20 protein-coding genes are annotated in these 25379 nt (G+C 70.6%); 7 read left to right on the forward strand and 13 right to left on the reverse strand.

What is annotated here, in order from left to right; all coding sequences use genetic code 11:
- Positions 1-28 precede the first annotated feature (28 nt).
- Positions 29-1147: a glutamate--tRNA ligase family protein gene (locus tag MHY20_RS06240; RefSeq protein ID WP_239375702.1), complete on the forward strand. Its 1119-nt coding sequence runs from the start codon at positions 29-31 to the stop codon at positions 1145-1147.
- Here MHY20_RS06240 and MHY20_RS06245 read toward each other — a convergent pair.
- Positions 1144-2526, reverse strand: a complete 1383-nt coding sequence (locus tag MHY20_RS06245) for an APC family permease (RefSeq protein WP_239375662.1) — start codon at positions 2524-2526, stop codon at positions 1144-1146. The two genes, MHY20_RS06240 and MHY20_RS06245, sit on opposite strands and share 4 nt — an antisense overlap.
- A gap of 109 nt (positions 2527-2635) precedes the next feature.
- Here MHY20_RS06245 and MHY20_RS06250 point away from each other — a divergent pair, with 109 nt between their 5' ends.
- A complete protein-coding gene (locus MHY20_RS06250) occupies positions 2636-4549 on the forward strand; it encodes an ABC transporter ATP-binding protein (protein ID WP_239375663.1) in 1914 nt (637 codons plus the stop codon).
- Complete coding sequence (locus MHY20_RS06255; RefSeq protein ID WP_239375664.1) at positions 4533-6359, forward strand: ABC transporter ATP-binding protein; 1827 nt, start codon at positions 4533-4535, stop codon at positions 6357-6359. The genes MHY20_RS06250 and MHY20_RS06255 overlap by 17 nt, the downstream gene beginning before the upstream one ends.
- 67 nt (positions 6360-6426) lie before the next feature.
- On the opposite strand, the gene MHY20_RS06260 is transcribed toward MHY20_RS06255, so the two are convergent.
- From MHY20_RS06260 to MHY20_RS06275, 4 genes are all read right to left on the reverse strand, one after another.
- Positions 6427-6591 (reverse strand): hypothetical protein, encoded by a 165-nt coding sequence (locus MHY20_RS06260; RefSeq protein WP_183377042.1) that lies wholly within the window; start codon positions 6589-6591, stop codon positions 6427-6429.
- 99 nt (positions 6592-6690) lie between these two features.
- Positions 6691-7707: a TerC family protein gene (locus tag MHY20_RS06265; protein ID WP_239375665.1), complete on the reverse strand. Its 1017-nt coding sequence runs from the start codon at positions 7705-7707 to the stop codon at positions 6691-6693.
- 216 nt (positions 7708-7923) lie between these two features.
- Entirely contained in the window at positions 7924-8421 is a 498-nt protein-coding gene (locus tag MHY20_RS06270; protein ID WP_239375667.1) for a rhodanese-like domain-containing protein, read from the reverse strand.
- Complete coding sequence (locus tag MHY20_RS06275) at positions 8414-9574, reverse strand: ADP/ATP-dependent (S)-NAD(P)H-hydrate dehydratase (RefSeq protein WP_239375668.1); 1161 nt, start codon at positions 9572-9574, stop codon at positions 8414-8416. The genes MHY20_RS06270 and MHY20_RS06275 overlap by 8 nt, the downstream gene beginning before the upstream one ends.
- Positions 9575-9701: 127 nt before the next feature.
- On the opposite strand from MHY20_RS06275, the gene MHY20_RS06280 reads away from it, so the two are divergent.
- A complete protein-coding gene (locus MHY20_RS06280) occupies positions 9702-10148 on the forward strand; it encodes a DUF2871 domain-containing protein (RefSeq protein WP_239375669.1) in 447 nt (148 codons plus the stop codon).
- A 70-nt stretch (positions 10149-10218) separates the two neighbouring features.
- Here the strand turns inward: MHY20_RS06280 and MHY20_RS06285 are convergent, their stop codons facing one another.
- On the reverse strand, positions 10219-11454 hold the full coding sequence (locus MHY20_RS06285; RefSeq protein ID WP_239375670.1) for an aminotransferase class I/II-fold pyridoxal phosphate-dependent enzyme: 1236 nt from the start codon (positions 11452-11454) through the stop codon (positions 10219-10221).
- Positions 11455-11495: 41 nt separating this feature from the next.
- Here MHY20_RS06285 and MHY20_RS06290 point away from each other — a divergent pair, with 41 nt between their 5' ends.
- Both MHY20_RS06290 and MHY20_RS06295 read left to right on the forward strand, forming a co-directional pair.
- The gene (locus MHY20_RS06290; RefSeq protein WP_239375671.1) at positions 11496-11870 is read left to right on the forward strand and encodes a hypothetical protein; all 375 of its coding nucleotides are present in this window, start codon (positions 11496-11498) and stop codon (positions 11868-11870) included.
- Positions 11867-12283: a type II toxin-antitoxin system VapC family toxin gene (locus tag MHY20_RS06295; RefSeq protein ID WP_343217736.1), complete on the forward strand. Its 417-nt coding sequence runs from the start codon at positions 11867-11869 to the stop codon at positions 12281-12283. Before MHY20_RS06290 ends, MHY20_RS06295 begins: the two co-directional genes overlap by 4 nt.
- A 6-nt stretch (positions 12284-12289) precedes the next feature.
- Here the strand turns inward: MHY20_RS06295 and MHY20_RS06300 are convergent, their stop codons facing one another.
- Together MHY20_RS06300 and MHY20_RS06305 are read right to left on the reverse strand one after the other, a co-directional pair.
- Positions 12290-12940, reverse strand: coding sequence for a GNAT family N-acetyltransferase (locus MHY20_RS06300; protein WP_239375672.1), 651 nt, complete (start codon positions 12938-12940; stop codon positions 12290-12292).
- Positions 12941-12973: 33 nt separating this feature from the next.
- Positions 12974-16492: a DEAD/DEAH box helicase gene (locus MHY20_RS06305; RefSeq protein WP_239375673.1), complete on the reverse strand. Its 3519-nt coding sequence runs from the start codon at positions 16490-16492 to the stop codon at positions 12974-12976.
- A gap of 241 nt (positions 16493-16733) precedes the next feature.
- On the opposite strand from MHY20_RS06305, the gene MHY20_RS06310 reads away from it, so the two are divergent.
- Positions 16734-17192, forward strand: a complete 459-nt coding sequence (locus tag MHY20_RS06310; RefSeq protein WP_183377050.1) for a nuclear transport factor 2 family protein — start codon at positions 16734-16736, stop codon at positions 17190-17192.
- Between the two features lie 67 nt (positions 17193-17259).
- On the opposite strand, the gene MHY20_RS06315 is transcribed toward MHY20_RS06310, so the two are convergent.
- Genes MHY20_RS06315 through MHY20_RS06335 form a run of 5 tightly spaced genes read right to left on the reverse strand, consistent with a single transcriptional unit; the run spans position 17260 to position 25377 of the window.
- Positions 17260-17655, reverse strand: coding sequence for a VOC family protein (locus tag MHY20_RS06315; RefSeq protein WP_183377051.1), 396 nt, complete (start codon positions 17653-17655; stop codon positions 17260-17262).
- Positions 17652-17843, reverse strand: a complete 192-nt coding sequence (locus tag MHY20_RS06320) for a CopG family transcriptional regulator (protein ID WP_183377052.1) — start codon at positions 17841-17843, stop codon at positions 17652-17654. The genes MHY20_RS06315 and MHY20_RS06320 overlap by 4 nt, the downstream gene beginning before the upstream one ends.
- A gap of 54 nt (positions 17844-17897) precedes the next feature.
- Entirely contained in the window at positions 17898-18980 is a 1083-nt protein-coding gene (locus MHY20_RS06325; protein WP_239375674.1) for a hypothetical protein, read from the reverse strand.
- Positions 18977-22438 (reverse strand): UvrD-helicase domain-containing protein, encoded by a 3462-nt coding sequence (locus MHY20_RS06330; protein WP_239375675.1) that lies wholly within the window; start codon positions 22436-22438, stop codon positions 18977-18979. The genes MHY20_RS06325 and MHY20_RS06330 overlap by 4 nt, the downstream gene beginning before the upstream one ends.
- Positions 22435-25377: a PD-(D/E)XK nuclease family protein gene (locus MHY20_RS06335; protein ID WP_239375677.1), complete on the reverse strand. Its 2943-nt coding sequence runs from the start codon at positions 25375-25377 to the stop codon at positions 22435-22437. Before MHY20_RS06335 ends, MHY20_RS06330 begins: the two co-directional genes overlap by 4 nt.
- Between the last annotated feature and the right edge of the window lie 2 nt (positions 25378-25379).

Here is a 25379-nt window from a genome sequence, read left to right on the forward strand (position 1 = left end):
GTTCGAGCACGTGCTGCTGCGCCGGCCGATGGGGCTCGCGGCGCCCGCTGACCGCCCGGCACCGGCCGGCCGATTCGCCCCCTCCCCCAGCGGCGATTTCCACCTGGGGAACCTGCGCACCGGGATCCTCGCGTGGTTCTTCGCCCGGGCCACGCATCGCCGGTTCGTGATGCGCGTCGAGGACCTGGACCGTGTGCGGCCCGGCGCGGAGCAGCGGCAGCTGGAGGATCTGCGGGCGGTCGGCATCGAGTGGGATGAGCCGCTGGTGCGGCAGTCGGAGCGGACGGACCTGTATGCGGAGGCGGCGCGCCGTCTCGCGGAGCGGGGCCTGGTGTACGAGTGCTACTGCACGCGCCGGGAGATCCAGGAGGCGCCGAGTGCGCCGCACGCCGCACCCGGCGCCTACCCGGGGACGTGCCGGGATCTCACGGAGACGGAGCGGGAAGCGGGCCGGGCGAAGGTCGCGGACCTGAACCGGGAGCCGGCGCTGCGACTGCGGGCGGATGTGTCCACGTACCGGGTGCGGGACCGGTTCGCGGGGAGCGTGGAGGGCGCGGTCGATGACATCGTCCTGCGCCGCGGGGACGGGGTGTGGGCGTACAACCTGGTCAGCGTGGTGGATGACTGCGCGTTTGCGGTCGATCAGATCGTCCGCGCTGATGACCTGCTGGCCTCGGCGCCCCGCCAGGCGCATCTGACGGCGCTGCTGCAGGAGGTGTGGCCGAGCCTATGGGGCCGCGACGTCCCCGGGTGGGAAGGCGCTGCGCGGTCGGGCCGAACGGCCGACGGGGGCTCCTCCGCCGGCGGCGGGGAGGCGGCCGACGGGGCCGCGCGGGGCACGGGGCACCGAGGGGCCGACGGGGCCGCGCCGTGGCCGGAGATCGAGTACATCCACGTGCCGCTCGCGCTGAACACGAACGGGCAGCGGCTCGCGAAGCGGGACGGCGCCGTCACCCTCCGCGACCGCCTGGACGCCGGCGAGAGCATCGCGGACGTGGTGGACCGGATCGGCCGCAGCCTGGGCGTGGAGCATGCCCGCAGCGCCGCGGACATCGCCGCCGCCCTGGACCCGTCGGCCGGTCCGGGAACTGAATGGGTGCTCGAACCGTGGGTGGTGGATCTGCCGGCGACGCCGCCGGGCGCCTAGGCCGCGCGCCTCGTGACGGCGGGGTCGTCCAGGCTGCCGGGACCGCGCACCAGCATCACGACCACGCCGACGACCGTCCACACCGCGCCCACAATCAGCGCGATCGTGGAGGCGTTCACCAGCACCGCGATGAGGATCGCCGCGCCGATCAGCGGCAGGATCAGGTGCCGCAGCACGGAGCGCGCCACGGGCGCTGCACCCGCGGCGTGGCGCCGGCCGGCCCAGAACCAGCCGATCACTGAAGCGTGCAGCAGAGTGAAAGCGACCAGGGCGCCCACGTCCACAATGGAGACGAGGAGGTCGAGCCCGTCGGCCCGCGTGGCGGCCCACACCGCGAGCGCAACGTTCGCGGTCGCCGCGAAGAGGATGCCGCGCATCGGCACGCCTGTCCGCTCCGAGACCCGCGTCAGAGCCGAGGGCAGGGCTCCGGTGCGCCCCATGCCGAGCAGGATTCGCGACGCCGCCGCCTGGCCCACCATCGCGGAGAATGCGGCGCCGATGCCCTTCGCCACCGCGAGCAGAGTGTGCAGGATAGGAGACAGCTGCTCCCCCACCGCCGTGTAGTAGGCGGGGCCCTGCAGTTCGGGGTTCGCGGCGAGTTCCGCGGGGGTCGGCTCCATCAGGAGGGCTCCGATGTAGGTCTGCAGGATGAACAGGGCGCCGGCGAGGACGAGGCAGACCAGGGTCGCGCGGCCGACGACGCGGGAGGAGCCGACGGTCTCCTCGGCGAACGTGGCGATCGCGTCGAACCCCAAATAGGAGAGCACGGCGACGGACACTGCCGCGAACACCGCCTGCCAGGAGAAGACTCCGATACCGGTCAATGGGGTGAGCCAGCCGCGCGACGGACCAACAGTCGCCAAGTGCCACACGCCGACGATCAGCACGAGCCCCAGCACGATCACCTCAGCGACCACCACAATGGTGGCGGCGCGGGCGGCGATCTTGGATCCAGCGAGGTTCATCGCAGTGGTCAGCGCAACCGCACCGGCGGTCCACACCCACACCGGCACAACCGGGACCAGGGAGTTCATGGCGATGCCGGTGAACAGGTAGGCGACCGACGGGATCAGCAGATAATCGAGCATGACGATCCAGCCGGTGAAGAACCCTGCCCGCGGCCCGATGCCGGCTCGCGCATAGGCGTAGACGGACCCGGCGCTGGGCACCTCTCGGCTCATCAGCACATAGGAAGCGGCGGTGAACGCCATCGCGATGGTCGCAACGAGGTAGACGATCGGGACTACGCCGTGGCTCTTGGCGTCGAGCGGACCGAAGACGCCGACGGCAGCCGCCGGTCCGATGAACACCAGGCCGTAGGCGATGAGTTCGGGAAGGGTGACCTGGCGGCGCAGGCCGGAAGGGGCGGCAGTGCTCACGGGGCTCCTCTGCAGAATGGGCGAGTACTGAGGGCCACCCCAGAATAAGGCCGCGCGACCTGCGGAAAAACGGGGGCGCCCCGTCACGAACAGCACTATGCTTGGCGGCATGTCCTCCCCCGCCGCGCCGCTGCTGCGCATCCCACCCACGGACGCCGCGCTCAGCACCGGTGAGGCGCAGCGCCAGCAGCTGCTGGACCGTGTGCGGCAGGTGCGCCTCCTTGTGGAGTCGAGCCCGGCGCTGTCGGCTCTGGTCGGCGTCCTCATCGTGGCGCAGATGGTGCTGGAGGCCGCGCGGCTGCTGTCCATCGGCTGGGTCGTCACAGCGCTCGCCGCCGCCGACCACCCCAGCATGGTGACCGCGCTGATCGTGCTCGGCGGCGCCCTCCTCGCCGCCCCGCTCCTGGGAGCGGCCACCGACATCGGCGCGAAGGCACTGGACCGGGCTGTGCAGGTCCGCCGCTCCGACGACTTCGCCGCCGCCGTCCTCACCCCGGACACGCTGCGCCACCTCGACACCCCGGAACTGTCCGAGGAGGCGCAGTCGGTGGCGTCCGAACTGCGGGGCTGGCAGATCCTCCTCGGCACCGAATCCACCGTCACCACGGTCACCATGCGCGTCTCGGCGCTCGCCCCGGTCATCGTCATCGGCCTGTGGAACGTGTGGGCGGCGCTGATCCTCCTGGTGGTGTTCCAGATCGTCGCGGTCGTGATGCTGCAGCACCTGAGCCGGCTCATGGCGGCGCGGACGAAGCCGCCGGGCCCGGCGAAGCGCCGCACCCGCTACTTCTTCGACCTCGCCACCGGGCCCGCCGCCGCGAAGGAAGTGCGGCTGTTCGGCCTGCTGCCGTGGATCACTCCGCACCTCGCCGGGTCGGAGAACTCCCTGCGGGAGAGCTCGCAGGGGATGAGTCTGCGCCGCCCACAGGTCCTTGCCATGCTGCTCGGCCTCGTGGCGCTGCTCGGCACCATCGCCCTGATCATCGCTGACGCCACCGCGGGCCGCATCAGCCCCGGGCAGATAGCCGCGCTCGTGGTCGCGGCCGTGTCCCTCGTGGCACTCGTAGGGCCGATCGGCGACCCGCACCTGCACATGATCGTGTCGGGTCGCCTGCAGCGCCGCATCGACGATCTCGCCCGCGCCTCCCGCCTCGTCGCCGGTCCCTCCCATCCCGCCGCCGGCACCGTCCAGCCGACCGCTGGGGCGCCGACGGACGCGCTGCCCCCGTCGGCCCCGGGCGCCGGCATCGAGATCCGCGACCTCGCGTTCCGCTACCCCGGCCGCGACACCGACACCCTCCACAACCTCAGCCTCAGCATCCCCGCAGGTCAGAGCGTCGGCGTGGTGGGAGTGAACGGCGCCGGCAAATCCACCCTCATGTCCCTCATCGCCGGGCTGGAGCGCCCCTCCGCCGGCACGATCGAGGTGGGCGGGCGGCCGCTCACGCCCGCCGCGGAGGGCAGGCCGACGGCTGCCGTGATCTTCCAGGAGTTCTCCCGCTACCCCCTGGATGTCCGCGCCAACGTGACGCTCGGCCGCCCCGCCGACGACGAACAGGTCGCCGAGCAGGTGCGGCGCGCCGGCGGCACGGACCTGTTGCACCGCCTGACCACTGATGACGACGGCCTCGGCACGATCCTCGCCCCGGGATTCGAGGGCGGAACGTCGATGTCCGGGGGCCAGTGGCAGCGGGTGGCGCTCGCCCGCGCCCTCGCAGCCGTGGACGCCGGCGCGCAGGTGCTCGTCCTCGACGAGCCCACCTCCGCGCTGGATGTGCGCGCCGAAGCGGAGATCTTCGATGACTTCCTGCGCGTCACCCGCGGCGCCACCACACTGCTCGTCTCCCACCGCCTCTCATCGGTGCGCCGCGCCGACCGCATCGTGGTCCTCGACGCCGGCCGCATCACCGAGGACGGCACGCACGACGAGCTGATGGCCGCCGGCGGCGCCTACGCCCGCATGTTCACCACCCAGGCCCAGCGGTTCCAGGAAGCAGGTGGACACGATGACGACGACGCCTGAGCCCGTCGCGAAGGGCTCCCGGATCACCGCCGTCCGCTTCGCCCTGCGCGAGGCGTGGGCGCTCAGCCCCCGCTCCAGCCTGTTGGCGCTGCTGGAGCTTCTGCTCCGTCTCGCCGAGGCCCTGCAGCCGGTGTTCTTCGCCCTCATCGTTACCGGCATCGCCACCGGTACATGGTCCTTCGCGATCGCCGGCGGTACGCTGCTGGCCCTGGAGACGGGCGCCGGCATGCTGCTGACGTTCATCGGCATCACCCACCGGGTCAGCCTGATGGCGGGCCTCACCGCCCGCTTCGAGGGCCGCACCGCGCGGCTGCTCGCCTCCATCCCCACCACCGCGCACCTGCACGACCCGACGATGTCCGCGAAGGTGCAGCTGCTGCGGGACCTCGCCGGCGGCATCGGCGGCACCTACAACATGGTGCTCAACGCCCTGCGGTGGCTGCTCGCCCCCATCGCCACCGTCGCCGTCGCCGTCACCGCCGACTGGCGCCTCATCCTCGTGGTCCTCGCCGTGGTCCCGCAGCTGTTCATCACCAGCCGCATCTCCTCCATCAGCCAGAAGCACGAAGAGGCCGCCGCCGACGACTCCAAGCGGCTCGGTGCGCTCATGGACATCGCCGCGAGCCGCCCCGGCGGCAGTGAGGCCCGAACCTTCGGCGCCCGCGGGTTCCTCCGGGCCGAACTGCGGGCCGCTGCACAGCGCTGGCAGAGCGTCCTGCTGCGCGGCACCGCCCGCACGTCCGCACTGACGCTCGCGATGGAGCTGATCTACCTCGCGGCAGCCGTCGGCGTCCTCGTCTGGATGGGCATGGACGCCGTCGCGGGAACGGTCAGCCTCGGCGCGATGACGGTGGCGCTGACCAGCCTGTCCGGCCTGCAGCAGGCCGCAGGCGGTGTGCGCACCGCCATCACCACCCTCGACGACTGCGCGCGCTCCGTTGCCCGCTACCTCTGGCTCGAGGACTACGCGCGCGGGCAGGCGGAGGCGCACGCGGGCACCGCGCTGCCGCCGGCCGGCCTGGCCGACGGGATCCGTCTGCGGAACGTGTCCTTCACCCACCCGGGGGCGTCCTCCCCCGTGTTCGATGACCTGACACTCGACCTGCCCGCCGGGTCCACGATCGCGCTCGTCGGCGAGAACGGAGCGGGCAAAACCACCCTGGTGGAACTGCTGCTCGGCCTGCACGACCTCGACAGCGGCAGCATCGACGTGGAAGGGGTCCCGCTCGCGGACATGGACCTCGCGGCATGGAGGGCACAGTGCGCGGGCGCGTTCCAGGACCACGCGAACATCGAAGCGACGGCGCGGGAGACGATCACCGTCGGCGACCTCGGCGGGGACGACAGCGCAGACTCTGCGATGCGGGCCCTGGAGAGGGCGTCGGCGACCGACGTCCTCACCGCCCTGCCGCACGGCCTCGACACGCAGCTCGGCACATCCTGGCCCGACGGTGTGGGCCTGTCCGGCGGGCAGTGGCAGCGCCTCGCCATCGCCCGCGGCATGATGCGCACCGCTCCCCTGCTGCGCATCCTCGACGAACCGACCTCCGCCCTCGACCCCGAGACGGAGGACCGACTCTTCAGGAAGTACGCCGCGGCCGCGGAGGAGACCCGCGCCGCCGGCGGCATCACCCTCCTGATCACGCACCGCTTCTCCACCGTCTCCGCCGCCGATCGCGTTGTGGTGCTCGACCACGGCCGCGTGGTGGAGCAGGGAACGCACCGCGAGCTGATGGCTGCGCGGGGCCAGTACTACGACATGTTCACCGTGCAGGCACGCGGCTACGCACCCTCCCAGCACACCGACTGAGCACAGCGGTGGCGCGGCAGGGTCCGCGCGGCGCAGGGCCGATGGGCGCGGGGCAACCGTCGGCCGATCAGACGGCCACGCCCACCAGGGCGCCGATGCCGTACGTGACCGCCATGGCGAGCACGCCGCCGGCGATGGTGCGCAGCTGGTTGAGGCAGGAGGCCGACGGGACCGCGCGGGCCGGCTTCGACGCCGGAGACGTGGAAGCAGGACGGGACGATGAGGCGTTCATGCCTCGGACGTTATGCGTCCGTGACCCGCCTGGCCAGGCTAGTGAGCCTGTCCTCGCCCGCCCCGCCAGCCGTGGGAGGGTCCCGGAACGTCGCTCAGATCACGCGGTCGGGGTGTCGTCGTCCTCGTCGCGACCCGCCGATGCCACCTGGGGTGCGCGCACGAGAGACGCGATGGTGGCGATGGCCATGGAGCCGATGATGACGGAGAGCGACAGCCAGATCGGGATCTCCGGGATCGAATGGACGAAGCGACCGAAGCCGGAGCTCTCCGACCAGAACGGCGCTTCGTGCGCCGCGTGGATGAGCAGTTTGACGCCGATGAACGCGAGGATCGCCGCGAGGCCGTAGTGCAGGTACACCAGGCGGTCCATCAGGCCGCCCAGCAGGAAGTACAGCTGGCGCAGACCCATCAGGGCGAAGAGGTTCGCGGTGAACACGATGAACGCGCTCTGCGTGATGCCGAAGATCGCGGGGATGGAGTCCACGGCGAACATGACGTCCGTCAGGCCGATCACGAGGAACACCAGCAGCATCGGGGTGAAGACCTTCTTGCCGTTCTCCACGGTGCGCAGCTTGTTACCGTCGTAGTCGTTGGAGACGGGGATGAGCTTCTTCAGGGAGCGCATGATGAACGACTCGCCGTCGTCCTCATCGTCCTCACCCTTGACCTGCTGCCACGCGGTCCACAGCAGGAAGATCGCGAACAGGTAGAACACGCCGGCGAAGCGGTCGATCACCGCGGCGCCTACGAGGATGAACAGGGCGCGGGCGATCAGCGCGATGATGATGCCCACCATCAGCACTTCCTGCTGGTACTTCTTCGGCACCGCGAAGCGCGACATGATCACCAGGAACACGAACAGGTTGTCCACGCTCAGCGAGTATTCGGTGAGCCAACCGGCCACGAACTCGCCGGCGATCTGGCCACCGGCGAAGAAGAACAGGACAGCGGCGAACACCAGCGCGAGCGCCACGTAGAACCCCACCCAGCCGAGGCATTCCTTGACCGAGGGGATGTGCGGACGCTTCACCACGAGGATCAGGTCCACCACCAGGATTGCGACCAGCACCGCGAGGGTGATGACTTCGAACTGCACTGAGAGTGTGCCGCCCATAGGGTTCCTTTCGCCGACTGCACCCGGCGGGACCCACGGCGGGGCCCGCTCGGCGGATGCGGGAAGATGAGGCAACACTACAGGCCGCACCCCGGCATTCCCCCGTCAGTCCCCTCAGCCGCACAGCTGCGGGCGGGGCGGTCGGCGGGCGGTGTGTCGAACGCCGCGCCGGCAGCGCCGGTCAGGTCACGCGGCCGGCCGGGAATGAGCCGCAGGTCAGGTCACGTAGCGGGTCGGGTGCGCCGCGATGGGCAGTCCGGCGGCGGCATACCCGCGGAACCCGTCTGCCAGGTCAGTGGCGCGGGAGAACCCGAGGCGGCGCAGCGCCTCCGCGGTGAGGGTGGACTGGTAGCCCTCGTTGCACATGACGATGACGAGGTCGTCCGGGCCGGGACCGCCCGCCATCCGGTTCGGGCTCGCGGGGTCGAGCCGCCACAGCAGCACGGTGTGCTCCACCACGATCCCGCCGGGAACGTGCCCCTCGGTGTCACGGGTCCACGGGGTGCGGATGTCGATGAGGTGGGCGCCGTCGGTAAGGAGCGCGGGCAGCTCAGCCGCGGTGGGCCGACGGATGCCGGCCGCGCGCTGGGCCGCACGCGCTTCGGCGAGCAGGTCCGCGACCGAGGTCGGTTCGGGCGCGAGCCGGTCCACCGCCGAGGTGGGCGCGGGCGGTTCCGCCGGGCCGGGCGTGTCGCGGGGGTCCGGGTCAGGCACGGGTGTTCTCGGCGACGACCTGCGGGACGAACCGGGTGATGTCCGCGGCAAGGATCGGTGCTCCGGCGGAGGGGAGTTCGGCGGGGGCGTCCCCGTCGGCCCGCCCGTTCGGCGCTGCCCCTCCCGCGAGTGCCTGCGACGCCCGCAGCGCCGCCAGGCCGTGCAGCTCCACGCCCGCGGCGGCGATCATCGCGATGATCTCCTGCGCCGCCGGCGCGAAGTAGGCGCGCGCCTCCTGGATCTCGGCCGCGTTCAGCGCGAGCAGAGCGCCGATGATCGCCGCGAGCACATCGCCCGACCCGGCCGTGGCAAGCCGCGTGGTGGGCGCGGTGACGGTGAATGCGGAGTCCATCGGGCCGTCGTGCTCCGGGGTCGCGATGTGCGTGGTGTGGCCCTTGAGGACCACGGTGGAGCCGGTCGCTTCGGCGAGGAGCGCGGCCGCTGCCTGCGGCTCTGACTCAACCTCGGCGCGGGGCACGGTGATCGGGGCGGTATCGGTCCCGTCCGCGGCGGTGCGATCCGGGCGTGAGTCGCCTGGGGCGGTGTCGCCCGGGCCGGCGCCTGCGCACACCGGTGACAGGCCCGCGCCGGTCAGCTGCTCCATGGTGATCGTGCCAGCATCCAGCAGCGCGCTGAGGAGGTCCGCGGCTTCACCGGCGTGCGGGGTGAGAACAGTCGCCCAGTCGCCCACGCGGTCATCACCGGCGATCGCGGGAATCGCGCCGGCGTCCAGCACCAGCGGCAGCGGCCGCGGCTTCGACGCCTCACCCGGGCGCGGGATGCGGCCGGACGCCTCGAGAACGGTCTCGAACCCGTCGGGTGCAGCGGGTCCCTCGGGCTCCCCGGCTCCGTCGGCCGGGACGGCCCACCCCGACCCGGCGACCACGGCCTGCGAGCGGCCCTCGCCGAGGACGACCTCGGGAGTGCGGGCCAGGACAAGGCGGCCCACGGACTCCGCGCCGACGTACCGCACCATGCCGATGCCGACCCGGGCCGCGGCCTCCGTGCCGATCAGGGCCGCGCCGGGGAACTGCGCGGAGCCGGTGGCGACGGTGAGGACGCCGCGCGTGTACTTGTGGTCCCTCGCGGTGGGGGCGGGAAGGAAGCGCGGCAGATGCTCGGGGGCGGGAGCGGGTGCGGTGGCGTGGGGCATGCGGCCAGTGTACGGCGGGAGCGTCAGCACGCCCGGCTGCGGCGGGACGCGCACCGGCGGCGCGGGGCCGACGGGTTCAACCGTTCGATTGATCTGCCCCCGCAGGCGCGCGCATAGTCTGAGGGACATGATGAAGAACTACGCTGCCGCAGTCATGTACACGATCCTCGGCCTGGTCTCGGGCCTGTTCTACCGCGAGTACACGAAGTCGATCGACGCCGTCGGCGTCAAGTCCCAGCTTTCCACCGTGCACACCCACCTGCTGGCCCTCGGCCTGCTGATGGCGCTGATCATGATCGCCCTGGACGCCTCTCTGCGCCTGTCCGGCCGGCGCTCGTTCACCGTGTTCTTCTGGGTGTACAACGCCGGTGTCCTCCTCACCAGCGTCATGATGGTGATCCGCGGAATTCTCACCCTGCAGGGCAAGACGGAGGAGATGACCACTGCCGCCATCCCCGGCATCGCGGGCCTCGGCCACATGCTCATCACCGGCGGCCTCATCGCCCTGCTCGTGGCCCTCTACGGCGCGATCAAGGACCGTGAGGTGACCGCCGCGGAGCCGGCCGCGCGCTGAGCCGATCCTTCTGCGCATTCGGGCTTCTTCGCGCTCCGGATCCCGAATCGGACGACGGATCGGGCCCCGGTCAGCGGCGCGCGGCGACGGTGGCCGCTGCGGCGCCGGCAGGAGAGGCCGCGCCGACACGAGCGGAGTCAGCGGAACGGCCACCGCGGCACGCAGCGACGAGCCGGTCGATCGCCTCGTCCAGCACCTCCCAGGACGTCCCGCAGTTGATCCGCACGAACCCGCGGCCCTCACGCCCATAGTCCTCACCGTCCGCGAACTGCACACGGCCGCGCTCACGGATCACGTCACCGGCGCGTCGGCCCTCCGCAAGGTCCGCAGCCAGGGGCTCGCGCAGGTCCGCCCACACCAGGTAGCTCGCCTCCGGCACGTCCGCGCGGGCGCCCGGGATCTCCTCAGTGACGCGCGTGGCCACATGCGCGGTGCGCGCGGCGATGCCCTCGCGGACGGTCTGGAACCAGTCATCACACGCAGGCGAGAACGCGACTTCGCTGGCGAGGGCGCCCAGGTGGCCGACGGCGGCGAAGCCGTCGAGCTCGTCGGGCAGGTGGGGCCCGTCGGCCGCGGTGATGAGGAGGGAGGACTTCAGGCCGGCGATGTTGAAGCCCTTCGATGCCGAGTGGAGGGCGACGCCGCGTCGTCGGGCGTCGTCGCTGATGGTGAGGAAGGGCCGGAAGGCGCGGCCGGGGTGGACGACGGGCGCGTGGATCTCGTCGGCGATCACGAACGCGTCGTAGCGGGCGGCGAGGTCGGCGAGGCGCTCCAGTTCCGCGTCGGTCCAGATGCGGCCGAGGGGGTTGTGCGGGTTGGAGATGAGGGCGACCCGCACGCCGTCGGCGAACGCGGCTTCGATGCCGTCGAGGTCCTGGGCGCCGTCGGGGCCGACGGGGACCTCCACCCCGGTGATGCCGGCGGCGCGCAGCCAGGCGAAGAAGTTGTTGTACACCGGCGGGGTGATGACGGCGCGGGCGTCGTCGCCGGCGAAGTGGCGCAGCAGCGCCTGGCCGGACGCCGCGAGGTCAGGGAATCCGCGGCACAGGCCCGGGTCGATGTCCCAGCCCCAGGTGCGGTGCGCGAAATCGGCGAACGAAGCGGCGAAGCCGGGCAGGGAACCGGGGTAGCCGGTGTCGCCGAGGTCGATGGCGCGGTGGAGGGCGCTGCGGACCGGTTCGGGCAGGCGCACGTCCATTTCAGCGATCCACAGCGGGAGCACGTCGGCATCGACCGCAGACCATTTCATGCTGCGGCGCTGGCGCAGTTCGGACAGGGGAATGTCGAAGGGGTCGCTGTGAGTCATGCCCCTCACCATAAGCCGCTTAGAGAACGCAATGAGGGGCCATGTTTCTGCCTGTGACGGAGCGTTGTGGCGGATCTGCGACCATCAGCTCGAACACATATGAGCATGAGCATGTGTATGATCTGGCTATGAGCGTTATGGAACACCGTCTTCAACTGCTTCTCGATTCGCGGCGGCTCGATCAGCTCCGTGAGCGCGCCGCCGAGCAGGGAACTTCTGTGTCCGCGGTGGTCCGCGACGCCATCGACGCATCATTCGCAACGGATGCGGTGGAAGTGCGCGCACAGGCAGCGCGCGAACTGCTCGCTCTGACCGCCAGTAATGATGACTCCGAGCCTCCTGTGGCTGCAGGCGAGGTCGAAAGCGTCCGCGACGAGATGGACGCAGAGCTCATCGCGAAGGCGGATCGCTGGTGACCTCGCTTTTCATCGACTCAACAGTGCTCCTCCATGCTGTCGGAGGCCCTCATCCGATGCGCGAACCGAGCCGCCTACTGTTAGGGGCGGCAGGCGAAAGCCGTGTCACCCTGCACGCAAGCGTTGAGGCGGGGCAGGAGTTCCTGTTCCACCGTATGCGCCGTGTGGGCGGCTCTCAGGCAGCTCAGGAGCTCCGCATCGTTGACAGACTTGTGCTCTGGCATTCGTTCGACCAGGCAGTTCTTCGCAAGTCAGTTGAGCTGTCGTCGGCTGGCCGAATTGGGGGCCGCGATGCCGTCCACGCGGCAACAGCTTTCCTCGCTGGATTCAATGAAATAGTTTCGGCGGACCGGGCTTTCGATGGTGTCCCGGGCCTGCTCCGACACTCCCCAGCCGACGTTCCTGGTTCCTGACGACAATCAGCGGCGGGGCAGGTCCTTCGCCCAGCGGGCCGACGTGCTGCTCACATGCCCCGCCTCGCCTGGTTCGCCTCGCTCGAACGGGCTGGTCTCCCCCGTCGGCTCGAAGCCCATGCGCCGCCAGAACGGCTCTGCGGCGTCCGCGTTCGTCTCCACGATCCGCAGCTCGATCCGGTCGATCTCGGCCCAGCGGGAGATCTCCTTCTCCACGCGCCGGTAGAACGCGGCACCGAGGCCGCGGCCCTGCTGCTCACCGTGCACGAACAGGATCCCGATGAACGCGGTGGAGTCGGTGGGCCAGCCGCGGATCACGTCGGCCACGGCGATCAGGCCCATGCCGGGCGGGCCCGCGGCCGGGTGAGTGGAGGGAGTGGGGCGCCCGGCGAAGGCTTCCCGGTCGGGATGCACGGAGGGGCCGACGGGTGCCGACCCCCAGAGGCCGCGCAGATTCTTCGCCGTCGCATCCACCCCCGGCGGCAGGGTCTCCAGCACGTCGCGTGCGGCGGAGTCGCCGTCGACGGTTCCGTCAGCCCGCAGGCCGCCGACGCGCCGTGCATAGTCCGGGAACGAGGCGAGCAGCCGCGCCAGGTGCTCGCGGTCGTCGGAGGTGACGACCGCGTAGAGAGGTCCGTGGTCCTCGGGGATGCTCATCGCTCAACTGTAGCGGCGGCAGGGTCCCCCGGCTCAGCCCTCCAGCAGGCCGCGGATGTCGTCAGCGCTGAGGGTCTCGGCGAAGGCATCGCCGCCGTCGGTCAGGGAGGAGAACAATGCCGCCTTCTTCTGCTGCAGCTGCAGCACCTTCTCCTCGATCGTGTCCTGCGCAACCATCCGGTACACCATCACGTTGCGCTGCTGCCCGATGCGGTGCGCACGGTCCACCGCCTGCGCCTCCGCCGCCGGGTTCCACCACGGATCCAGCAGGAACACGTAGTCCGCCTCCGTCAGCGTCAATCCGAAACCGCCCGCCTTCAACGAAATCAGGAACACCGGGTTCGCGCCCTCACGGAACTCCTCGATCACACCACCGCGGTTGCGGGTGGACCCATCCAAATACGAGAACGCGACCCCACGCTGCTCCAACTGGCCGGCCACGCGCCGCAGGAACGACGTGAACTGGCTGAACACCAGCACCCGGTGCCCCTCCGACAGCACCTCCTCCAGATGCTCGAACAGCGAATTCAGCTTCGAGGACTCCACGCCCTCATGCTCCGTCTCATCCACGATCCCCGGGTCCAGCGCCAACATCCGCAGCAGCGTCAGCGACCGGAACACGATGAACCGGTTCTTGTCGATGTCATCCAGCAGCCCGAGCACCTTCTTGCGCTCCCGCTGCAGAACCGAGTCGTACAGCTTCCGATGCTGCTTCTCCAGCTCCACACTCAGCACCTGCTCCTGCTTGGCCGGCAGATCCTTCGCCACCAATTCCTTCGTGCGGCGCAGCATGAAGGGCCGGATCCGTCGGCGCAGCACATCCATCCGCTCCGGATGCTCCCCCGACTCGATCGGCTTCGTGAACTGCTCCCGGAACGTGATCGGGGACGGAAACAGGCCCGTCGCCGTCAGCGACAGCAGAGACCACAGGTCGGCGAGCGAGTTCTCCATCGGGGTGCCGGTGATCGCGAGGCGGAACGGCGCCTGCAGCCGCGCCGCCGCTTGGTGGACGCGCGAGGCGCGGTTCTTCACGAACTGCGCCTCGTCGAAGATCACGCCGTCATAGTCGAGGCGGGCGAAGTCATCGGCGTCGATCCGCAGGATCGTGTAGCTCGTGATGAGGATGTCGAAGCCGTCGGCCTCGTCCTCCACCCAGGTGCCGCGGGCGCGGCGCGTCTGGTCGATGACACCGACCCGCAGACCCGGCGTGAAGCGCGCCGCCTCCTCCTGCCACACCCCGAGCACCGAACTGGGGGCGACCACGAGGAACGGGCGGGAGGCGGCACCCGGGGAATGCGCGGACCCGTCGGCCCCGCCCCCGCTGGGCGCGCCGACGGGGCCCGCGCCGCCGACGGGTTCGTCACCGGCAGCCTGCCGCTCGCGCGCGTGGGCGATGAGGGCGAGCGCCTGCAGGGTCTTGCCGAGCCCCATGTCGTCGGCGAGGATGCCGCCGAGGCCGTGCCGCCACAGGAAGGCCAGCCAGGTCAGCCCGTCACGCTGGTACGGCCGCAGCTGCGCGTTCAGCCCGTCGGGGGCAGGCACGTCCTCCAGGTCCGTGAGGGTGCGCAGCCGGCCGACGGCCGCATCCCAGGTCGCCGCCGTCTCCGCCTCCTGCGCGACCGCTTCGATGTCATCCCAGAGGTCCATCTGGTAGCGGGAGATCCGCTGAACATCCGGCTCCCACTCCTGCATCTGCTCACCGGACTGGATGAGTTCGCGCAGCGCATCGAATTCGGGCCGCTCCAGGGAGAAGAACGTCTTGTCCGGCATCAGCACCTTCGACTGGCCCTTCGCCAGCGCCACGAACAGGGTGGGGAACGGGATCTCACGGCCGTCGATGGTGATGTGGAAGCCGAGATCGAACCAGTCGTTCTTCCCCGGTGACTCGGTCTGCGTGACGCGCACATGCGGGGCGTCGTCGAGCTCCCGGTAGGCGTGGCGGGTGCCGGTGATCCGCACCTCAACGAAGTCCATCTCCATCAGCTGGTCGAGGACCGTGGTGGTGAACTCGGCGGTGTCCACGCCATGCAGACGCTCCGTGGCAGTGCCGCCGGCGGTGGGCCACAGCATCCGCACCTGAGCCAGCACCGCATCCTCATGCTCGATGGTGCGGCGCGCCCCCACCTGCTGGTTCATCGGCAGAATCCGCTCCGGGTCGTGGTAACGCCACGCCCAGTCCAGGTTGAGGGAGTCCTCCTTCCCGTACGAGGCGGTCAGCTCCAGGGTCGCCGGCCGGATCTGCGGCAGCTGGATCGACTCGTCCCGCGTGGTGACGGGAACGGTGCGCTGCAGCCGCGGGTACGCCTCCAGCAGGAACATGTCACGGTCCTCCGCCGGGATCACCAGAGGTTCCGGGCGCGCGAGAAGGTTCTGCAGCTGGGTGGGCATCGGCTCGTTCATCCCGCCGATCCGGATGGAGAACTTCGGCTGCTTCGCCGGCGTCATGTGCGTGATCGCTACAGCACCGTGAGCGCCGAGGGCTCGGCCGATCTCCATCTCCTCACCGTCCATGGTGAGCACGGGACGCAGCGCGAGGTCGCCGGATTCGTCGCGCGCGGCGGACCCGTCGGCCCCCTCCTCGCCGGGGCGGGAGAGCCGCAGGTCCACGGCGGCGCGGTCCGCGAGCTCCACGTCCTTCACCGACCCGAGGCCCACGAACGCCACGCCCGCTTCGCGCGCGCGGTGCAGCGCCTCCCACAGCATGTCGGTGTTGATGGAGTTCAGCCACAGGTGCTCCACGGTGCCGGACACGTGGGAGCGCTCGGATTCGGCGGCGGCGAAGATGCGGTGGAGCGCATCGGCCTGCTCGGGGACGTAGCCGAGGCTGCGCATCCGGAACTCGAAGGTGCGCCAGGACAGCCCGGAGCGCACCCAGTTGTTGCGCTTGCCGGCCTGCAGCGGCCGAATCTTGACGAACAGGGGCTTGCCAGCGGCGATGTGCTCCGCTGCGGCCGGCTCCTGCCCCCATTCGAAGGGGCGCTTGTCGATCTTCTCGGCATCGAGCTCGAAGCCGATTGCCAGTGGGGTCGGCTGCTCCTGCTCGCGCGGCTCGTCCCGCAGCAGGGAGGACAGGGCGGTGCGCCACTCCGGGGTGGCGGGTCGCTCAGCGTGCTCCGGGTGATCGACGTGCCCAGCGTGTTCGGTGCGCCCGTCGTGCCGGGTGGTGCCGGCGGGGCGGGTGCCGGTTGTGGTGTCGGCGGATCCGCCGCGGAGGCGGTCAGCGGCAGCGAGGGCGGCGGCGTCGCGGGCGATGTCGAGGAGGACCGCCGCACTGTGCTTGCAGTCGAGGCGGACGGGGCAGCTGCAGTGCGCGAGTGTGACGCTCCAGCGGGAAGGGTCGCCGGCGGCGCGGCGCAGTTTGATGGTCTGGCTGTAGGGCTGAGGATCGGTCCCCTGGACCATGGCGTCGATGGAGCCGTTCTCCGGCGACCAGTCGGCGTGGAGGACCTGGCCGCGGCGGATCAGTCCTTCCGCGCGCTCCAGCACCGTGTCGCCGAAGCGCCGCTGCAGGTGCGTGTGGTCGATCACGGGCAGGGCAGGGTTCTCAGCCATCCTTCCAGCCTACGGTCTGCGGGTGGCGGGTGCGTGGTCGCATGCCCCTCCCCGGTCGAAATTGAGCAGAATGCCGCACGCACGAGGCGCGCCAGACGTGCCTCGTTCTGCTGAAGCTTCTTGCGCTGGGCGGGGAAGCAGGGGCGCCGGGCAGGTGGTGCCCAGGTGAACTCGGGACACTCGGGGTGACCCGCGGCGCAGGCCGCGGGCGACGCTCACGAATGTTCGAGGAGGAGCAGTCATGTCCGATCAGAAGCCGCCGCTGCCGCCGTTCACCGCCGAGACGGCCGCGAAGAAGGTCCAGGCCGCGGAGGATGCGTGGAACACGCGCGACCCGCACAAGGTCGCTCTCGCCTACACCCCGGATTCGCAGTGGCGGAACCGGGACGAGTTCATCACCGGACGCGAGGCCATCGTGGAGTTCCTGACCCGGAAGTGGGAGAAGGAGCAGGAGTACGCGCTGCGCAAGTCCCTGTGGGCATTCACGGAGAACCGCATCGCCGTCCGTTTCCAGTACGAGTGGCATGACGCGGACGGCCAGTGGTGGCGCTCCTACGGCAACGAGAACTGGCAGTTCAACGCCGACGGGTTCATGGAGCGCCGCGAAGCCAGCATCAACGACGTGCCGATCAGCGAGGACGAGCGCCGCATCGTCGGTCCGCGCGGGGACGGCGAGACGGGCGAGATCCCGCTGCAGTGAACGCAGGCCCGCCTGGGCTGCGACTTGGGCACTGCTGAGCCGAGGGGCCAGGCTTCGACAGCGGCGCCTACTGGCCGAGGGTGTACTGGCGGGACTGGAGTTCGTGGTCGGTGTCGTTGACCTGCACGGTGTACCCGTCGGGATCGACGGCGCGGAAGAACCGGCCGAAGGTTTCGTCAATGATGGGGCCGGGCTCATGCCCGGCGTCCTGCAGTGCCCGGTGCAGCGCTTCGAGCGATTCACCCTCGTCGGTGTCGAGGTGCAGGTCGACGGCATGGAGGTGGGCGTCACCGCGAGCCTCGTCGGCGTGATGGATGTTGAGCCGGCCGGGCTGGGGGCCGCCGAGCATGGGGCGCCACCCGTCGGATGCTTCGGCAGTGTATTCACGCAGGCCGAGCAGTGTGTAGAAGTCGGCGACTGCTGCGGGTGCCGCTGTGAATCGGATGGGGCTGAGGTGGGTCATGGTCGGCTCCTTGTGAGGTAGTCGCGCATCGCTTTTTCGACGAAGGACGACAGGGAGTTCTGGTCATCGATGGCGGCGAACTTGATCTCTTTGATCAGTGACGCCGGCAGGTAGACGTTGAACTGCTTCTTCGGGTCGTCCTTGCTGGGTGCTTCGGCCCCAGGCTGGTCCTTCTTCTGCGCCACCATGACTAGTATACTAGCAATCTAGTGGACCGTGGGCAAGACCCGGATGGGCACGGGTCAGGTGAGCAGGGGCCGCGCCCAGGTGAGCCCGGCGGCCGACAGGTCCGCTGGCAGCGCGTCCGCGGGCAGTGGGCGGACCTGCGCGTTCGCGCCGGTTCCGGCGGGGATCGCGACGAGCGCGGTCCATTCGTCATCATGCGCGGGGTCAAGCCCCGGAACGTTTCCCATCAGCGCGATCTCGCCCCGCTGTGTGGCGTGGGAGTCGATCAGCAGGCGGTCCCCATCGGCCGAGCGCTCAACGACGGCGGCGATGCAGGCTGCTTTGTCGCGCCATGCCGCGGGTGAGTCGTACGGGTTGGACAGGAGCGTGACTTCTCTGCCGCCCTCTTCTGCCTCACCGGTGAGGTCGAGGTCGGGAACGGCGTTGCTGCCGGGCCAGACGAGCGCGGCGGCAACGACCCTGCCGTCCCGTTCGATCACGACGCTGCGGTCGCGGTCATACCCGGGCGCGTCCGGGTCGTGGTCATCGGCGAACGCGTCGAGCATCGTGTCGATGGGGGCCGACGGGTTCCACGCGGCATGCTGGGCCGCGTAGTGCTCGGCTTCGAGCTGCGCGAGCGCCTGCGAATCCCCCGCAGTGGGGGCCCGGTGGGCAGCGATGTGTCGGGCAGCCCAGGCGCGCATCTCCGGGCCGACGACATACGCCCACGGCGGGCAGAGCTGGTACGCGAAACCCCTATGCCGTGCGCTGAGCGCGGTCATGGCGGGGGTGTCGCGGGTGAGCTTCACCGTCAGCGGGACCGTGGACACCGCGATCTGTGCGGCGAGCAGCTGATCCTCCAAATCAGTGCCGCGGTGCGCGTCATCGATCTCGAACACCAGGGTGCGAGTGCCGGGGTGGAACACGTTGTCGATCCCGCGACAATGTCCGACCACGTGTCCGTCGGCGAGGGCAGCGAAGGAGCGGCGGTTGTCGCCGCCCCGCCACCGATCCGGCTGCATGTCCGGAAACGCGTCGGCAACGGCGTGCACATCCGCGTCCGTCGCCGGACGGACAGTGGCGCCGGTCGGGAGGCCCGGTTCATTGATAGGAGGCGTCACCGAGGGCGCCGCGCCTCCGGAGTCGTTCATCTGGCTCACCGCACTATCACCTCGGCGACGGTTCCGCTGAGCGGCAGGTGGATCAGGAGCCGCGACGGCCGCACCCCCGTGGTCTCCTCCAGCGCACGGGCGTAGGTCGCCATCTGCCCGAGGTAACTCTCCCGGATGTGCTGGATGATCGCCGACGGCTCTTCGTTCGGGAACGTCTTGTGGTCCACCACGATCGTGCGGCCGTCGGGGAGGGTGAGCAGGGCATCCATCCAGCCCTCCATCTCCTGCTGCTCGGCGCTCCACCACGCGAGCGGCTGCTCCGTCGCCGTGTGGGCGCCGGGAAATTCACGATCGCACCAGTCCGCCCATCGCTGACCCGCAGACATCAAGTGGTGCGGGGTCACTTTCGCGGCAGCGCGCGGATGCGCGGACAGCCACCGGTGGTGGACCCGCTCCGCGAGCGCCACCCGCTGCCCCTGCTCGAGCTGCGCGTACGGCGCGGCGAGGTACGCGTGGACCGCTTCGCCGACGAGCTCCCACCGCTCATCACCCGAGGAGATGAGGGCGTCGCCGAGGCTCGCCACGATGCGGACATCGGCGTCGACGCCGTCCGAGGGGACGCTGCTGGCGGTGATCCGGGCCGGCAGGGGCGCCGGGGCGGGACCGAGGCGTTCCGGGAGGTCGGCTGCGGCGATCGCGGACCGCGCCGCGCCTCCCCCACCGACGCGGGCCGTGGAGTCCGTGAACACGCGATGCTCCACCACTGCACTCCCTGACCGGGGCTCCCCGTCGGGACCAGTCGGCCCCTGAACGGTGAGCCGCCGCGGTGCCGGTGTCTTCCGCTCCCCTGCCTCGTCCCCGGTGAGGGTGACGTCGACGGCGTCGTCGAGGGAGCCCAGCACTGTTTTCGTCAGGTCGTCACTGGCGGCAGTGAGGACGGTGATGAACTTCGAGCGGGTCAGTGACACGTACTGCACGCGCTTCGCCTCTTCCCGTGCCGCCGCCGCGGCACGCTTCCCGGCTTCGCTCGCGGCGATGGCGTCCTCCAGCAGCCCAAGACCGGGAACCTCCGGCAGGTACTGGAGGCGTCGACCCTCCAGGGGATGGTGAGCGTCGAACTCGGACGGGCCGCGCGGGATCACGGTGATCGCATCGCGGCGGTGGTCCTTCTGATCCGGCAGGACCGACACCACCACCTTCCAGCCGAGGCCCTTCGCCTGGTGGACGGTGGTGACGAGGACGGCGTCCGCATCGGAGGTGGGTTCGATGTTGTCCGCTTCGGCGTCGATGTGGGCGATGAGCCCGGTGATGCTGAGCGGCGCGTTCTCCGCTTCCTGTCGTTCCTCGTAGTCGGCGGCGAGGCGGCGGAACACGTCGAGGGTCTCCAGGCGGACGTCTGGGGAGGTCCACGATTTGATGCGCTGCGGCAGGTCGAGCGCGTCGATCAGAGCGAGGATGAGCTCGTGCGGGGTGAGGCCGGACGCTGCGGTGCGCAGCCGCCCCAGCGCGGCGAGGGTCGGGTCGTCCTGCATGCGGCGGAACACCTCACGGCGGGCACGACGATCACCCGCCCCGGGCCGGTCCTCCGGGCCGTCCTCCCCGCGGGCGGTACCGAGGTCCGTGAACCAGGTGGTGTGCGCGGCATGGTCCGGCAGCAGGGTCACCAGTTCGATGAGGGCGAGGGTGTCCTCCGCGTCCAGCAGCGACGCGAGACCGGCCCGCAGCACCTGCCCTTCGCGGGTGCTGAGCACGCTCTGGGCGGATCCGGTCGCGGGGACGCCCCGCTGCTCCAGCGCCGCCACCAGCTCGGGGATCTGCGCGTTCGCACGCACCAGCACCGCCACGTTCCGCGGCCGCACGGCCTCACCATCGATCTCGGGGGTGCGCTCCAGCAGGTCCGCGACACCATTCGCGATGCCGGCGGTGACAACCGCGTTCGACATCCGCGATGCCTCTTCCTTCTCGAACGTCCAGAACTCGGCCCCGCCGAGGTGCTGGATGTTCTGGCGGGAGTCGGGCACGTCGAGGGTGACGTCAGCCTGCGGCTGGTCGTGGAACAGGGCGGAGAACAGGGCGTTGGAGACGCTGAGCGGGCCGAGCGTGGACCGGTAGGAGTAGCGCAGCGGCTTGGCTGCACCGATCACGCCGGCGTCCACGGCCGCTTCCATCAGGTCGGGGGCGGCGCCGCGGAACCCGTAGATGGACTGTTTGCGGTCACCGACCCACAGCACGTGGTCCACGAGCTCCCCGAGGGCGAGGAACAGCGCGAGCTGGATGGGGGACGTGTCCTGAAATTCGTCCACGGCGAGCATCTGGAACCGTGCGGCGAGGGAGTCGCGGACTCGCCGGTTGTCGGTGATGAGCTCGAGGGCGAGGACTTCCTGGTCCACGTAGTCCATGACGCCGAGGGCGCGCTTGTGCTCCCGGTAGGCGTCGAGGGAGTCCGCGGCGGTGTGGAACACGAGGTCCACGAGGGCGCGCAGGTCGTCGCGCAGCGCCGGGTTGGAGAAGAGGCCCCCGTCGGCCGCCTGCGTGGATGGGCCGTCCTCGATGTCCTCGAATGTGACCGGGGTGATCAGTGCCGTGAGCGGTTCGAACGCGGCGACGATGCGGGTGCCGGGCGCTTTCCCACCCGCGGCTGCGGGCACTTTGCCGGTGGCGGCCTTCGCCCATGCCGCCCACGGCACGGCGTCGAGGTCGCGGCCGTCCTTCAGGATGCGGCGGCGGTACGCCTCCAGGCTCGGCACGGACCCGACGACGTTCGCGACGGACCGCTTGTTGAGCTTCGCGCCGTCGGATGGCCAGTGGCTGGGCGGCCCGTCGGGGTCCTCGCAGGCGGCGGCGTCGGCGCGGACGGTGTCGAGGCAGGTGTCGAACATGCGCATCCACTCGGCGCGGGCGTCCTCGTCGGCAACGGGGGCGATGCGGTTCAGCTGCGCTTCGAGCTCAGCCCAGGAGGCGTCGGCCGCGGCCCTGACCTCCGCGGCCGTGAGGTTGTTGGCGCGGGCCCTGTCCGCCACCTGTTTGACGAGCGCTGCCCACGCGATCTCGGTCTGCATGTAGGCGGGGCGGTCGTCGGCGGGGTCGCCGTTGTGGCGCAGGCGGCGCAGCATCGGCATGTGCCGGCCCTCCGCTTCGGCGATGCGGGTGTCGATCGCGGCTTGGAATGCGGCATCGCTGGCGTGCTCGTCGAGGATCCGCAGCTCGGGTGAGAGGCCCGTGTCGATGGCGTAGTCCGTGACGATGCGGCCGGCGACCGAGTTGACGGTGCCGATGAGGGCGGTGGAGATCTCACCGGCCTCATCGACCATGCCGCGGTCGAGCAGTTTCTGCTGGAGCCGTTCGGTGATCTCAGCGGCGGCGCGTTTGGTGAACGTGGTGGCGATGATGCCGGACGGGCTGACCGCCTCACTGCCGTCCTCGGGGGCGAGGCGCGCGGCGATGCGTTCGGTAAGGGTGTAGGTCTTGCCGGAGCCGGCGGACGCGGTGATGAGTGTGCGGTTCATGTGAAGTCCCCCGTCAGGCCGGTGATCAGCGTGAAGTCGTTGAAGTCGAAGCGGTGGTCGTGGAACAGGCGACCGTCCTCGGCCGCAGCGGCGTCCCGCAGGCCGACGGCATCAGCATGCTCCTTGCGGGTCCTCGAGCTGGAGTCGCCGATGCGTCCGGTGGCGATGGCGAGGTCGGCGGCGTCGGACCCGATGTCACCAGCAGCGATGCGGGACAGTTCGAGGTCGAGGGTGGCGCGCATCTTCGCGAACAGTTCCGGGTGGGTATCGGGCCCGGCCGGTAGGTCGCCGATACGGGGGTCGTCGCTGATGAACTCACCGGGTTCGAGCAGGAAGTACCCAGCGGTGCCGTACCCGTCGGCCGGTGAGCGGCCCTCTTCGCGGGAGAGGGCGTGCAGGTAGGTGGCGAGCTGCAGCGCGCGGGAGGTGGTGACGAGGTCGCGGTAGTAGCGGACGGCACGGGTCCATTTCAGGTCGATCACGACGGGGTCGCCGCCCCGGTCGCGCGCGCTGAGGTCGATGGAGCCGATCAGCTCCGAGGTGCGGTGCTCTGCGGTTTCGCCCGGCCGGGTGATGGCGAGGTCGAGGGGAACATGGAACGGTTCTTCGACGCCGCGGATCGCAATGTCCTGCTCGGCGAGGGTGCCGAACAGGGTGCTCAGCGCGTCGACGGTGCTGCGGCGTACGGACTCGCGTTCGGCGCGGGCTCCGGGGAGGGTGAGCGGGCTGGCGAAGCGGGGCGCGAGCTCATCGAACACGGCGGTGATGGTGTCCTCGGTGGGCACCTGCTGGGGGCCGACGGATCCGCGCTTCACCAGGGTCTCCACGACCGCGTGGATGAAGGAGCCGATCATGCGGCTGCCGGCGGGCACTTCGGCGATGTGGCCGCGGCGGATGCCGTACCCGTATTTCAGCACCCAGGTGAGGTTGTCGGACAGCAGGGTGTCGATCTGGGTGAAGGAGAGCCGACGCGGCAGCAGGTGCTCCCCTCCCCCGGGGAGGGTGCGCTCGAGCGTGGTGGGCGCCTGCGGGATCTGCAGCTCGGGCAGGGTGGCGCGGCCGGTGTCGAGGAGGGCGCGGGCCTGGTCCGCGGCGGTGGTGCGGATGTTGGGATGGGTGAGGACCTTGTCGACGTCGCGCCCGTGGAGTTCGCGGTCGTGGGCGGCGATGTCGAGCGCGAGGTGAGACAGCAACGGGTGGATCGCGATGGCCTCCCCGGCGCGGCGCTTCGGGATCACCACGGTGATCTGCTCGTAGGCGCGCAGGGCGGTGAGACGGCCCGCCACCTGGAGCGCGGCGACCTGTTCCACGGGGGTGATGCGGGCGCCGGCGCGGGTGAGTTCGGCGGCTTCGGCCGGGTCCCAGATGGTGGGGGTGGGCCGGGTGTCGTCGATCCCGGACCACCAGATGAGGTGGGTGCCGGGTGCGGGGTCGAGGTGCGCCGGGTCGGTGAGGACGGTCCAGGCGGATGCGGTGCGGGTGGTGAGGCTGGACCGGGTGCTGGGGGCCGACGCGGCCACGATGTCCGCGAGTTCCCTCTCCATGATGGGGCGCCTGCCGCCGGTCGGGTCGCTCGTGGTGTCATCCAGGAGGCGGGTGAACAGGTCGAGGTGGCCGCGGATCTGCTGCGCGGCCTCCCGTGCGCCGTCGCTGCGGCCGAGCGCGGTGAGGCGGTCGTTCAGCCAGGTGAGGCGGGCGGTCAGCAGGTCCGTGTTGACGGTGCCGCCTCCGCCGTACGCCTCCTCGTCCGGTTGGAGCAGCGCGGTGAGGTCCCGCGCGATCTGCGCGTGCGTCGGTTCCAGGCCCGCGATGGCGCGGTCCCACGCGGTCATGTCGTCGGCGTCAGCGGCGTCATCGCCGGCCGCAGGGGCTGAGGCTCCCGCGGCCCCCGCGGCAGCAGCGGGCTGCACACCGGGCTCCTTTTCGAGCGCCCCCAGCAGCGCCCGACGCACCGGTGCCGGCAGAATCCCCACCCGCATCAGGGCGCCGTCCTCATCCGTGCAGGTGATGGTGAAGTCGAGGAACGCCGCGAGGTCGTACACGTCCAGCTGCGGCCGGATGATCGACAGGAACAGCGGCAGCAGCTGCCCCGTGAGCCGGCTGCGGGACGCATCCGCCGCGCCGAGGGTCGGCAGGCCCCGTCGGCCCAGTTCATGATCGAGGAGGATCGTGGGTGCCCCCACCAGCACCGCCGCGGCCGACGGGCCCTCCCCGTCCGACGCTTCAGCGACATCCGCCAAGACCCGCGCGCAGGCCTCCGCCGCGCTGAACTCCTCCGGCGCCTCGATGATCCGCAGGCGCGGGACCGTGCCGGTGACGGCACCCGTCGGCCCATTCCCCTCGGTCTCCACCTCGGCATCCACCACCTCGACTCCCAGCGCTGTGAGCTGCGCGAACACCTCCGGGAACAGGCCCGGCAGCTCCGCCACCGGCTCCTGCACGCGAATCACGTCGATCCCCAGCGGCCACGCCGCAGCCGACGCCGACAGGTCCGTCAGATGAAAGAGCACATCCCGCAGATCATCCGCGGCACCCGGCACGAGCGTGGTCCCCTCCGCACCGTCCGGACCCACCTGAATCTGCGTTTCGATCGCCGCCAGCGCATCCAGGCGCGGCAGCACCGACGGATCCTGGGGACGAGAACCGTCCCACCCCGCCTCGATCGCGGCATCCCGCAGCGCCAGCACATGCGCCGCCGTGTTCCACGGATCCACCGCGAACGACTCACGGAACCAGTGATGGTCCGCCACCTGCATCGCCGACCGGTACTGCGCGACCCGCACCGACGGCGCCACCGGTGGATGCGCGAGACCCAACCGCACCTGCAGCAGCTCGATCAGACCGCGTGGGCCCAGCGTCAGATCCGCACGCGCACCCTCCGCCGCAATCCGCGGCGCCCACGGCGCACCATCGAGCGTCCACCCGAACCTGACCTGCATGT

This window comes from Helcobacillus sp. ACRRO (assembly GCF_022347125.1).
GTDB classification, from domain to species: domain Bacteria; phylum Actinomycetota; class Actinomycetes; order Actinomycetales; family Dermabacteraceae; genus Helcobacillus; species Helcobacillus massiliensis.

What these genes read in the sequence shown, in the direction of transcription:
- MHY20_RS06240 (WP_239375702.1), top strand. Translation starts at nt 29, where the DNA reads ATGGGGCTCGCGGCGCCCGCTGACCGCCCGGCACCGGCCGGCCGATTC.
- MHY20_RS06250 (WP_239375663.1), top strand. Translation starts at nt 2,636, where the DNA reads ATGTCCTCCCCCGCCGCGCCGCTGCTGCGCATCCCACCCACGGACGCC.
- MHY20_RS06255 (WP_239375664.1), top strand. Translation starts at nt 4,533, where the DNA reads ATGACGACGACGCCTGAGCCCGTCGCGAAGGGCTCCCGGATCACCGCC.
- MHY20_RS06260 (WP_183377042.1), bottom strand. Translation starts at nt 6,591, where the DNA reads ATGAACGCCTCATCGTCCCGTCCTGCTTCCACGTCTCCGGCGTCGAAG.
- MHY20_RS06265 (WP_239375665.1), bottom strand. Translation starts at nt 7,707, where the DNA reads ATGGGCGGCACACTCTCAGTGCAGTTCGAAGTCATCACCCTCGCGGTG.
- MHY20_RS06275 (WP_239375668.1), bottom strand. Translation starts at nt 9,574, where the DNA reads ATGCCCCACGCCACCGCACCCGCTCCCGCCCCCGAGCATCTGCCGCGC.
- MHY20_RS06280 (WP_239375669.1), top strand. Translation starts at nt 9,702, where the DNA reads ATGATGAAGAACTACGCTGCCGCAGTCATGTACACGATCCTCGGCCTG.
- MHY20_RS06285 (WP_239375670.1), bottom strand. Translation starts at nt 11,454, where the DNA reads ATGACTCACAGCGACCCCTTCGACATTCCCCTGTCCGAACTGCGCCAG.
- MHY20_RS06290 (WP_239375671.1), top strand. Translation starts at nt 11,496, where the DNA reads ATGTTTCTGCCTGTGACGGAGCGTTGTGGCGGATCTGCGACCATCAGC.
- MHY20_RS06300 (WP_239375672.1), bottom strand. Translation starts at nt 12,940, where the DNA reads ATGAGCATCCCCGAGGACCACGGACCTCTCTACGCGGTCGTCACCTCC.
- MHY20_RS06305 (WP_239375673.1), bottom strand. Translation starts at nt 16,492, where the DNA reads ATGGCTGAGAACCCTGCCCTGCCCGTGATCGACCACACGCACCTGCAG.
- MHY20_RS06310 (WP_183377050.1), top strand. Translation starts at nt 16,734, where the DNA reads ATGTCCGATCAGAAGCCGCCGCTGCCGCCGTTCACCGCCGAGACGGCC.
- MHY20_RS06315 (WP_183377051.1), bottom strand. Translation starts at nt 17,655, where the DNA reads ATGACCCACCTCAGCCCCATCCGATTCACAGCGGCACCCGCAGCAGTC.
- MHY20_RS06320 (WP_183377052.1), bottom strand. Translation starts at nt 17,843, where the DNA reads ATGGTGGCGCAGAAGAAGGACCAGCCTGGGGCCGAAGCACCCAGCAAG.
- MHY20_RS06330 (WP_239375675.1), bottom strand. Translation starts at nt 22,438, where the DNA reads ATGAACCGCACACTCATCACCGCGTCCGCCGGCTCCGGCAAGACCTAC.
- MHY20_RS06335 (WP_239375677.1), bottom strand. Translation starts at nt 25,377, where the DNA reads ATGCAGGTCAGGTTCGGGTGGACGCTCGATGGTGCGCCGTGGGCGCCG.